Origin of the sequence: Streptomyces katrae, assembly GCF_000966975.1 — a bacterium.
Classification (GTDB): Bacteria; Actinomycetota; Actinomycetes; order Streptomycetales; family Streptomycetaceae; genus Streptomyces; species Streptomyces katrae.
Genome location: NZ_JZWV01000941.1, coordinates 1 through 8,610, shown reverse-complemented (window position 1 = coordinate 8,610; position 8,610 = coordinate 1). Strand labels below are relative to the sequence as shown.

Here is an 8,610-nt window from a genome sequence, read left to right as displayed (position 1 = left end):
CGCTGGTGGCGTGACCGCCGCCGAAAGATGATCTTGCCGTGGCCGTCCGGCCGCAGTCCGCACCCGGCCCGGGCCGGCCGCGAAGGAGAGGTACCCCGACATGAGCACCGACACCACCGACCCGGCGACCGAGGCGTTCGTCGCCCACCGGAACCTGCTCTTCACCGTCGCCTACGAGATGCTCGGCTCGGCCGCCGACGCCGAGGACGTCCTCCAGGAGACGTCAGGAGACGTGGATGCGCTGGGTCGACGTCGACCTCACCCACGTCCGCGAGCAGCGCGCCTACCTGGTCCGGATCACCACCCGCCAGGCCCTCAACCGGCTGCGCAGCCTCCAGCGCCGCAAGGAGGCCTACGTCGGCCAGTGGCTGCCCGAGCCACTGCTCACCACCCCCGACGTGGCCGAGGACGTCGAGCTGGCCGAGAGCGTGTCGATGGCGATGATGCTCGTCCTCGAAACCCTCTCACCCACCGAGCGCGCCGTCTTCGTCCTGCGCGAGGCCTTCGACTTCGGCTACGAGGAGATCGCCGCCGCCGTCGACAAGACGCCCGCCGCCGTCCGCCAGATCGCCCACCGCGCCCGCAAGCACGTCGACGCCCGCCGCCCCCGCCAGAGCGTTCCCCGCAGCGCGGCCTCGGCGGCGGTGGAGTCCTTCCTGCGGGCCGTCGAGACCGGGGACCCGCAGGCCCTCCTCGACGTGCTCGCCCCCGACGTGGTCCTGATCGGCGACGGCGGCGGCGTCAAGCAGGCCGCGCTCCGCCCGATCGGCGGCGCCGAGAAGGTGGCCCGGTTCCTGCTCGGCGGCATCGGCAAGACCAAGCTGCCGCTCACCCTCGCCCCCACCGTGGTCAACGGCAGCCCGGCCCTGATCGCCTACCTGGACGGCGAGCTCGACGGGATCATGGCGGTGCGCATCGACGGCGACCGCGTCAGCGGCCTCTACTACGTCCGCAACCCCGAGAAGCTCTCCCACGTCCTGTCCGAGACCCCCCTCACCCTGCGCTGACCCCCCGCCCCCGGCCCTACGGCCACAGGCCCGCCGTCAGCGGCGTGCGGGCCGGGGCCGCCACGGCGGACGGCGCCGGGGGCACGGGGTGGCGGTCCTCCAGCGGGACGACGGCGGGCAGCGGAGTCTGCTGCCCCAGGAAGACCCGCCGCACCACGCGTTCGGCCGCGTACCCGTCGTCGTACGAGCAGAAGCGCGAGCGGAACGCCGCGCGCAGCTGGGCCGAACGCGAGCCCTGCCAGTGCCCGGTGGTGAAGATGTCGACCAGCTCGTCCTCGGTCCGGGCGATCGCCCCGGGCGGGCAGGCCCGCAGGTCGAAGTAGGTGCCGCGGGCCGCCTCGTACGCCTCCCAGTCGTCCGCGTGGATCACGATCGGCCGGTCCAGGGCGGCGTAGTCGAACATCAGGGACGAGTAGTCGGTGACCAGGGCGTCCGAGGCCAGGCAGAGCTCTTCCACCGAGGGGTGGCCGGAGACGTCCAGCAGCCTGGGGTGGGCGTCCGGGGTCCCTTCCGTGCCCGCGTACGTCAGGTGGGTGCGGTTCAGGATCGTGAAGCGCGGGCCCAGGTCCCGCAGGACCCGCTCGAAGTCCAGGTGCTCGGGCCGGCTGCGCCGGTAGTCGCGGTGGGTGGGGGCGTAGAGGATCGCGGTGGTGCCCGGGGCGATGCCGAGGCGTTCGCGCAGGGCGAGGACCTCGGCCTGGGTGGCCCGGTGGAAGGGGTCGTTACGCGGGTAGCCGTACTCGAGGGTGGTGTAGGAGGCGGGCACGGCCTTCTCCCAGACCAGGGTGGAGTGCCGGTTCGCGGAGAGCAGGAAGTCCCACTGGTCGGCGCCGCGCAGCAGGCCCTCGAAGTCCGTGGTCGGGGTGGCGGCCGGCCGGTCCTGGAGGTCGAGGCCGACCCGCTTGAGGGGGGTGCCGTGCTGGGTCTGCAGCAGGACCTGGCCCGGCCGCTTGACCAGGCCCCGGTCGAAGTTGACGTTACTGGTCAGGTACGTGGCCCGGGCCAGCGCGCTCCAGTACGCGGCCGAGCCCGGCTTCAGCGGGGTCGTCTCGGGCGGCAGGGTCGCGGTGTGCCGGGGGTCGCAGATCCACGCCGTGCGCATGTGCGGGGCCAGCTCGCGCAGCGTCGCCTCGATGGCCGCCGGGTTGCAGGCGTAGCCGCCGTGCCAGTACGCGGAGAACACCGCGAGCTCCGGCCGCAGGGGCAGCAGCCGCTGGATCCGGTAGTGCAGCCGCAGGGCGCTCTCGCGCAGCCCCCGCCCCAGGGCCGAACCGGCCCGGCCCGCGGCCAGTCCCGCCGCGCGGGCGGCCGACGCCAGCCGGTAGGTACGGCGCACCCCGAGCCGCATCAGGAGGTGCCGCAGCCGGTCGGTGCGGCTCAGCGACAGCGGCAGGGCGCCGGAGCCGCCCGGGGTGCGGTGGCGGCGCAGCAGGGCGGAGGCCCGGGCGAAGAACTCGGCCCGGCCGGCGCGCGGGAGGCGGCGGGGGTCGGCGTACAGGGCGCAGAAGTGCTCGGCCATCCGCCGGTGCACCGCCGGGCGCCAGCGCTCCAGTTCGGGGCGGCCCGCGAGCCAGCCGAAGACCCGGTCGTACTGGTCGAAGACGTCGAGGTGACGGCGGCTGGTGGTGGTCAGGATCGAGCCGGTGCGCCGCTGCCGGTAGTGCACGCACACCCGGTCGAGGACGGCCACCGACTCCGCGGCCAGCAGCGCCGGATAGGTCCAGGGGGTGTCCTCGTAGAGGCCGGGCGGGAACTCCAGCCCCTCGCGTTCCACGTACTCGCGGCGGTACGCCTTGTTCCACACCACCATCAGCATCCCCAGCAGCGCCGGGCGGTCGGCGAGCCGGAAGCTGGCCGGGCCCTCCTCGCGGAGGCGGTGGGCGAGGCGGTTGCGGACCAGCTCGCCGGTCCAGAAGGCGCGGGCGTAGTCGTAGACGAGGACGTCGGGGGAGCCGGTGGCCTTGAGCCGGTCGGTGATGGCCTGCAGGGCGCCGGGGGCGAGGGTGTCGTCGCCGTCGAGGAACAGCAGGTAGTCGCCGGTGGCCCGGGACAGGCCCGCGTTGCGGGCCGGTCCCAGGCCGAGGTTGTGCGCCAGGTGGACGGCGGTGACCCGGGGGTCGCGGGCCGCGTACTCGTCGATGATCGAACCGCAGGCGTCCGGGGAGGCGTCGTCGACCGCGATCAGCTCCAGATCCGGGTACGACTGCGACAGGACCGAATCCAGACTCTCCTGGAGGTACGCCTGAACCTTGTACGCGGGCACGATGACGCTGAACCGGGGCACGGGACATCCAGGGGTCGGCGCGGGCATATCCCCCTGCAACGCGTGTGGGGCGATCGGGTTACGGACCCTGCGGCATTCGGGTTACTCAGCGTCAACACGGCATGTCAAAGGCATGATCGCGCCGGGTTTCGGGGCTATTTGACCGCTCCGGCCATCACCCCCGTGACGAACTGCCGCTGGAAGGCGAAGAAGACGACGAGGGGGACCACCATCGACAGGAAGGCGCCGGGCGCCAGCACGTCGATGTTGTTCCCGAACTGCCGTACCTGCTGCTGGAGGGCCACCGTCACCGGCGGGTGCGCCGAATCGGCGAAGACCAGCGCCACCAGCATGTCGTTCCACACCCACAGGAACTGGAAGATGCCGAGCGAGGCGATCGCCGGGCCGCCCAGCGGCAGCACCACCCTGGAGAACAGCCGCAGTTCGCCCGCCCCGTCCAGTCGGGCCGCCTCCAGCAGCTCGCGCGGGATCTCGGCGAAGAAGTTCCGCAGCAGGAACACCGCGAAGGGCAGCCCGAACGCGGTGTGGAACAGCACCACCCCGGCCGTGGTCTCGAACAGGCCGATGGCACCGAAGAGTTCGGAGACCGGGATCAGCGCCACCTGCACGGGCACCACCAGCAGCCCAACCACCACCAGGAACAGCCAGTCCCGGCCGGGGAACTCCAGCCAGGCGAAGGCGTATCCGGCGAGCGCGCCCAGGGTCAGGACCAGCACGGTCGCCGGGACGGCGATCGCGACCGTGCTCACGAGGGACCCGGTGATGGTGTCGTTGGCCAGCAGGTGCGCGTAGTTGGACGCGGTCAGCCGCGACGGCGCGGTCAGCGCCTGCCACCAGCCGCCCCGGTTCAGGTCACCCGGGGACAGGAAGGAGGAGACCAGCAGGCCCAGGGTGGGCACCAGCCAGAACAGCGCGGCCAGGACCAGGAAGACGCGCAGCAGCACACTGCCCGCCAGACGCCGTACGGCGTTCACCGCGAGGCCCCCCTTCGTATCCGGCGGATATTGACCAGCATCACCGGCACCACCAGCACCAGCAGCAGCACCGCGATGGCACTGCCCAGCCCCTGGTCGGCATCCGTGCCGAAGGCGGTCCGGTACAGCTGCAGCGCGAGCACGTTCGCGTCGTCCTGGACCGCTCCCGGCGCGATCACGAAGACCAGGTCGAAGATCTTCATCACGTTGATCACCAGGGTCACCAGGACCACCACCAGCACCGGCGCCAGCAGCGGCACGGTGATCCGCCGGAACACCTGCCACTCGCCCGCCCCGTCCACCCGGGCCGCCTCCAGCAGCTCCCGGGGCACCGCCGCCAGCCCCGCCCCGATCAGCACCATCGCGAACCCCGCCCACATCCACACGTACGCACCGATCACCGCCGGGGTCACCAGCACCGGCCCCAGCCACTCCACCCCCGCGAACGCCTCCCGGAAGTTCGACGCCGGCAGCCGCAGCCGGGCCCCGTCCGCGGCGGCCGGCAGGGTGAACGTGCCGTCCGCGCGCGCCGTGGCCGTCGCCACCGTCCGGCCGTCCTTCACCGCCTCGATCCGCATCCCCGCCAGACCCGTCTCCGTCGGGTCGACCGCGTTCACCGCGCCGCCCCCGCCCCGGGTGAAGTCCTGCCAGACCGTGCCCGTCACCTCCCCCGGCACCGGCCGCGCGCCGGCCGCCGTACGGGCCCCCTTCGGCAGGGCCTCCGGCGCCACCCCGACCAGCGGCAGCAGCGCCGGCACCCCGGCCCGTACCGGCTCGCGCGTCACGAAGGCACCGTCCCCGGCGGGCTCCAGCGGGGAGTCCCGGCCCGGGCGGGCCTTCGGGAACGCCGAGGCCGGGGCGAAGGTGTCGTGCACCCCCACCACCACCGCGTTGGCCACGCCCCGGTGCGGATCGTGGTCGTACACCAGCCGGAAGATGATGCCCGCCGCCAGCATGGAGATCGCCATCGGCATGAACACCAGCAGCTTGAACGCCGTCCCCCAGCGGACCCGTTCCGTCAGCACCGCGAAGACCAGGCCGAGGCCGGTCGCCACCGCCGGCGCCACCACCACCCACACCGCCGTGTTGCGCAGGGCGGTCCGGATCGCCGGATCCCGGACCACGGCCGTGTAGTTGGCGGCGCCGACGAACGTGTCCCCGGAACGGTCGAAGAGGCTGCGGTACAGCGAGAACCCGATGGGCTGCACGACCAGCGCCCCCAGCAGCACCAGCGCCGGCAGCAGGAACGCCGCCGCCACCAGCCGCCGCCGCGCGGCGGCCCGGCGGCCCGGGGTGTCCCGGACCGCCCGCGTCGAGGACCCCATCCTCAGTTCCCGTACGCCTTGGCCGCGTCCGCCTCCAGCCGTGCCTGGGTCCCCGCCACGTCGGACGGGTTCGCCAGGAAGTCCTGCAGCGCCTTCCACTCACCCGCGCCCGGCGTCCCGCCGAACGCCGCCGGGGCCTGGTCCGACATGTCGAAGCGGAAGTCGTCGCCCGCGGCGATCAGCGCCTTCGCGATGCCCCGCTGGATGTCGTTCGGGTAGGCCGCGAAGTCCACCGCCTTGTTCGGGGAGACGAAACCGCCCGCCCCGGCCTGGATCCGCGCCGCGTCCGCCGACGCCAGGAACGTCAGCAGGGCCTGCGCCCCCTTCGACGGCTTCAGCGCCACCGCCACGTCACCGCCCGACACCACCGGAGCCTTCGCGCCGACCGCCGGGAAGGGGAAGACCAGGGCGTCCTTGCCGACCTTCGCCTCCGTCTGGGCGATGTTCACCGCCACGAAGTCGCCCTCGAAGACCATCGCCGCCGCCGGCCGGTCGCCCCCGGTGAAGGTCTGCGTCACCGACTTCGGGAACTCCGTCGCCAGGGCCCCGCTGGTCCCGCCCGCCAGGAAGTCCTTGCGGCCGAACAGTTCACCGAGGGTGGTCAGCGCCTGCTTGACGCTGTCGTCCGTCCACTTGATCCGGTGCTTCGCCAGCTGGTCGTACTTCTCCGGACCCGCCTGCGACAGGTAGACGTTCTCGAACCAGTCCGTCAGCGTCCAGCCGTCCGCACCCGCCACCGAGACCGCCGGGGTGCCGGACGCCGACAGGGTGTCCGCCGCGGCGAGCAGCTCCTTCCACGTCTTCGGCGGCTTCACGCCCGCCGCCTCGAAGGCCTTCGCGTTGTACCAGACCAGCGACTTGTTGGCCGCCTTGTAGTACACGCCGTACTGGGTGCCGTCCACCGCCCCCAGCTGCCGCCAGCCGGGAGAGTAGTTCGCCTCCAGCTGCGCCTTGGCCTCCGGGCCCACCGGCTGCGCCCACTTGTTCTGCACCGCCGCGGCCAGCGCGCCGACCTGCGGGAGCAGCGCCACGTCCGGCGGCTGACCACCCGCGATCTTGGTGCCGAGGAAGGTGACGATGGGGTCCTGCGCCGGGACGAAGGCGACGCTCGCGCCCGTCCGCTTCTCGAACTCCTTGAGCACCTTGGCGAAGTTGGCCTGCTCGGGACCCGTCCAGACCGCCGAGACCTCCAGCTTCTCGCCGGGGAGCTTCGGTAACTCGACCGTGTGCGCCTGCTCCTGCCCGGCGGACGGGGTGCTGCCGGCGCTGCCGCCGCCCCCGTCCCCGCCGCCGCTGCCGCAGGCGCTGAGCGCGAGCGCCCCGGCGGCGGCCAGGGCCGCCCAGGCCCGCGTTCTGGTCAGCGCTCTGCGCCGGCTTCTCGTGCGGCCCGTCGGATGGCCCGTCTGATGGGCCGTCGTGTGACTCGCCGTATCGCTCGCCGTATGGCTCGATCCGTGCTCCGCGTGTAGTCCGCGCATGGTGCCGCCCCCGATGCCGTGTGGCCGTGAAGTGCTCCGTGCCACCAGGTCTACGCCCCGCCGCGCACCCCCGCAATACCGCGTCACGGGGAGCGGCGGCGCGTCAGGGGGCCGCGGGGAACAGCACCGGTATGGCCGAGACCAGGTGCGAGGCCCGGTCGAGGGCGCTGGCCAGGAGGGCGAGGTCGGTCGGCCCGTTGCCCAGCTCGCGCACCGGGCGACGGGCCGGCGGGTCACCCATCCGCTCCCACTCCACCGGAACCACGGTGGGCCTCAGGGTCGCCGTCCGCGGGATCCGGCCGGTGACCCGGCCCGCCTGGAACGGGACGGCCCGCCCGTCGGCGTACAGCAGCCGGCCGCGGCCCGGGCCCGGCCGGTCCGGGGCGTCCAGCTCCACCCGCAGCGTCGCCTGCCGGGCGGGCTCGGTCTCCGCGGTGCGGTCCGGGCGGGCGGTCGCGGCGATCAGGTGCACCCCGAGGCGGGCGCCCTCACGGGCCACGCCCTCCAGGATCCGTACGAGTGAACCCGCCGCGGGCCGCCCCGGGCTGCCCAGGGCCGGGGCCACCAGCGCGTCGAAGTCGTCCACCAGCAGCACCAGCCGCGGCAGCGGGCTCGGGCCGGCGGCCGGGTCGGTGCGCGGCGCGGAGGCCCGCAGCCGCAGGGTGCCGGTGCGCTGGGGGTCGAGGTCGCCGCGGTGTTCGCCCGGCCCGGGGTCGCGGGGCGAGACCATCCGGTCGGACAGGCTGCGCCGGCCGTGCCACTCCGTGAACGGCACCCCGTCCAGCAGCTCGTGGCGGCGCCCCAGCTCGGTGGCCAGGGCCTGCGCGAACTCCCGCATCCGCAGCGGGTCCGAGGCCACGAGGTGGGCCGACACGTGCGGGAGTTCCGTACAGGGCAGCAGGCCCTCGCCGCGCTCCCCGCCGGCGCCGTCGAGGAGGAGCAGGCCCAGGTGGTCGGGGCGGGACCCGGCCGCCAGGGAGGCGGCGAGGGAGCGCAGGAGCTCCGTGCGCCCGCTGCCGGCGGGGCCCTCGATGAGCAGGTGCGGGCCCTCGTGGACCAGTTCGGCGCCGACCGGCCCGCGCCGTCCCGCGCCGAGGACCACGTCGGCCAGGCCGCCGACGGCCCGGCCCTGGTCGGTGGCGGCCGCCCAGCGGGCCATCAGGGAGGCCGGGGTGGCACGGGCCAGCCCGAGCTCGTCGAGGAGCCGCGCGGCGGCGGGGAGGCTGGCGGNGGACGGGCCGGCCGCCGCTGACCGCGAAGGTCCGTACGGCGGTGGCGACGTCCCCGCTGAGCAGGGCCACGGCGGCGCAGTCCCGGAAGGCGGGACCGCTCGCGCAGGCGGTCTCGTACGTCTGCCCCACCGGGGAGGCGGGGGTGGCGGCCGGCGCCTCGGCCAGCGCGAGGACGTGGAGGCCGGCGGCCGGGCCGTGCGAGGCCAGTCGGCCGGTGAGCTCGCGCAGGGCGGCCGTGCCGGGGTCGCCGTCCACGACGACGAGGGTGCGGGGACCCTCGTACGCGTCCGCCGCCCGGCGCACGGCGGCC

Annotated in this window: 4 protein-coding genes and 2 pseudogenes; 1 reads left to right on the top strand and 5 read right to left on the bottom strand. The window is 74.3% G+C overall.

Going from position 1 to position 8,610, the window contains the following annotated elements:
* The first annotated feature begins 100 nt into the window (after nucleotides 1–100).
* Nucleotides 101–1,007: pseudogene (locus VR44_RS30095) on the top strand (RNA polymerase sigma-70 factor).
* Between the two features lie 16 nt (nucleotides 1,008–1,023).
* Here the strand turns inward: VR44_RS30095 and VR44_RS30090 are convergent.
* The 5 genes and pseudogenes from VR44_RS30090 to VR44_RS30070 form a co-directional block, all read right to left on the bottom strand.
* Complete coding sequence (locus tag VR44_RS30090; RefSeq protein WP_052713893.1) at nucleotides 1,024–3,318, bottom strand: bifunctional glycosyltransferase/CDP-glycerol:glycerophosphate glycerophosphotransferase; 2,295 nt, start codon at nucleotides 3,316–3,318, stop codon at nucleotides 1,024–1,026.
* 107 nt (nucleotides 3,319–3,425) lie between these two features.
* Nucleotides 3,426–4,265: a carbohydrate ABC transporter permease gene (locus tag VR44_RS30085; protein ID WP_045950779.1), complete on the bottom strand. Its 840-nt coding sequence runs from the start codon at nucleotides 4,263–4,265 to the stop codon at nucleotides 3,426–3,428.
* A complete protein-coding gene (locus VR44_RS30080; RefSeq protein WP_045950778.1) occupies nucleotides 4,262–5,590 on the bottom strand; it encodes a carbohydrate ABC transporter permease in 1,329 nt (442 codons plus the stop codon). Before VR44_RS30080 ends, VR44_RS30085 begins: the two co-directional genes overlap by 4 nt.
* Nucleotides 5,591–5,592: 2 nt before the next feature.
* Nucleotides 5,593–7,068: an ABC transporter substrate-binding protein gene (locus VR44_RS30075; protein ID WP_094192010.1), complete on the bottom strand. Its 1,476-nt coding sequence runs from the start codon at nucleotides 7,066–7,068 to the stop codon at nucleotides 5,593–5,595.
* Between the two features lie 103 nt (nucleotides 7,069–7,171).
* Nucleotides 7,172–8,610 (bottom strand): annotated as a pseudogene (locus tag VR44_RS30070) (FtsK/SpoIIIE domain-containing protein); the annotation flags it as partial.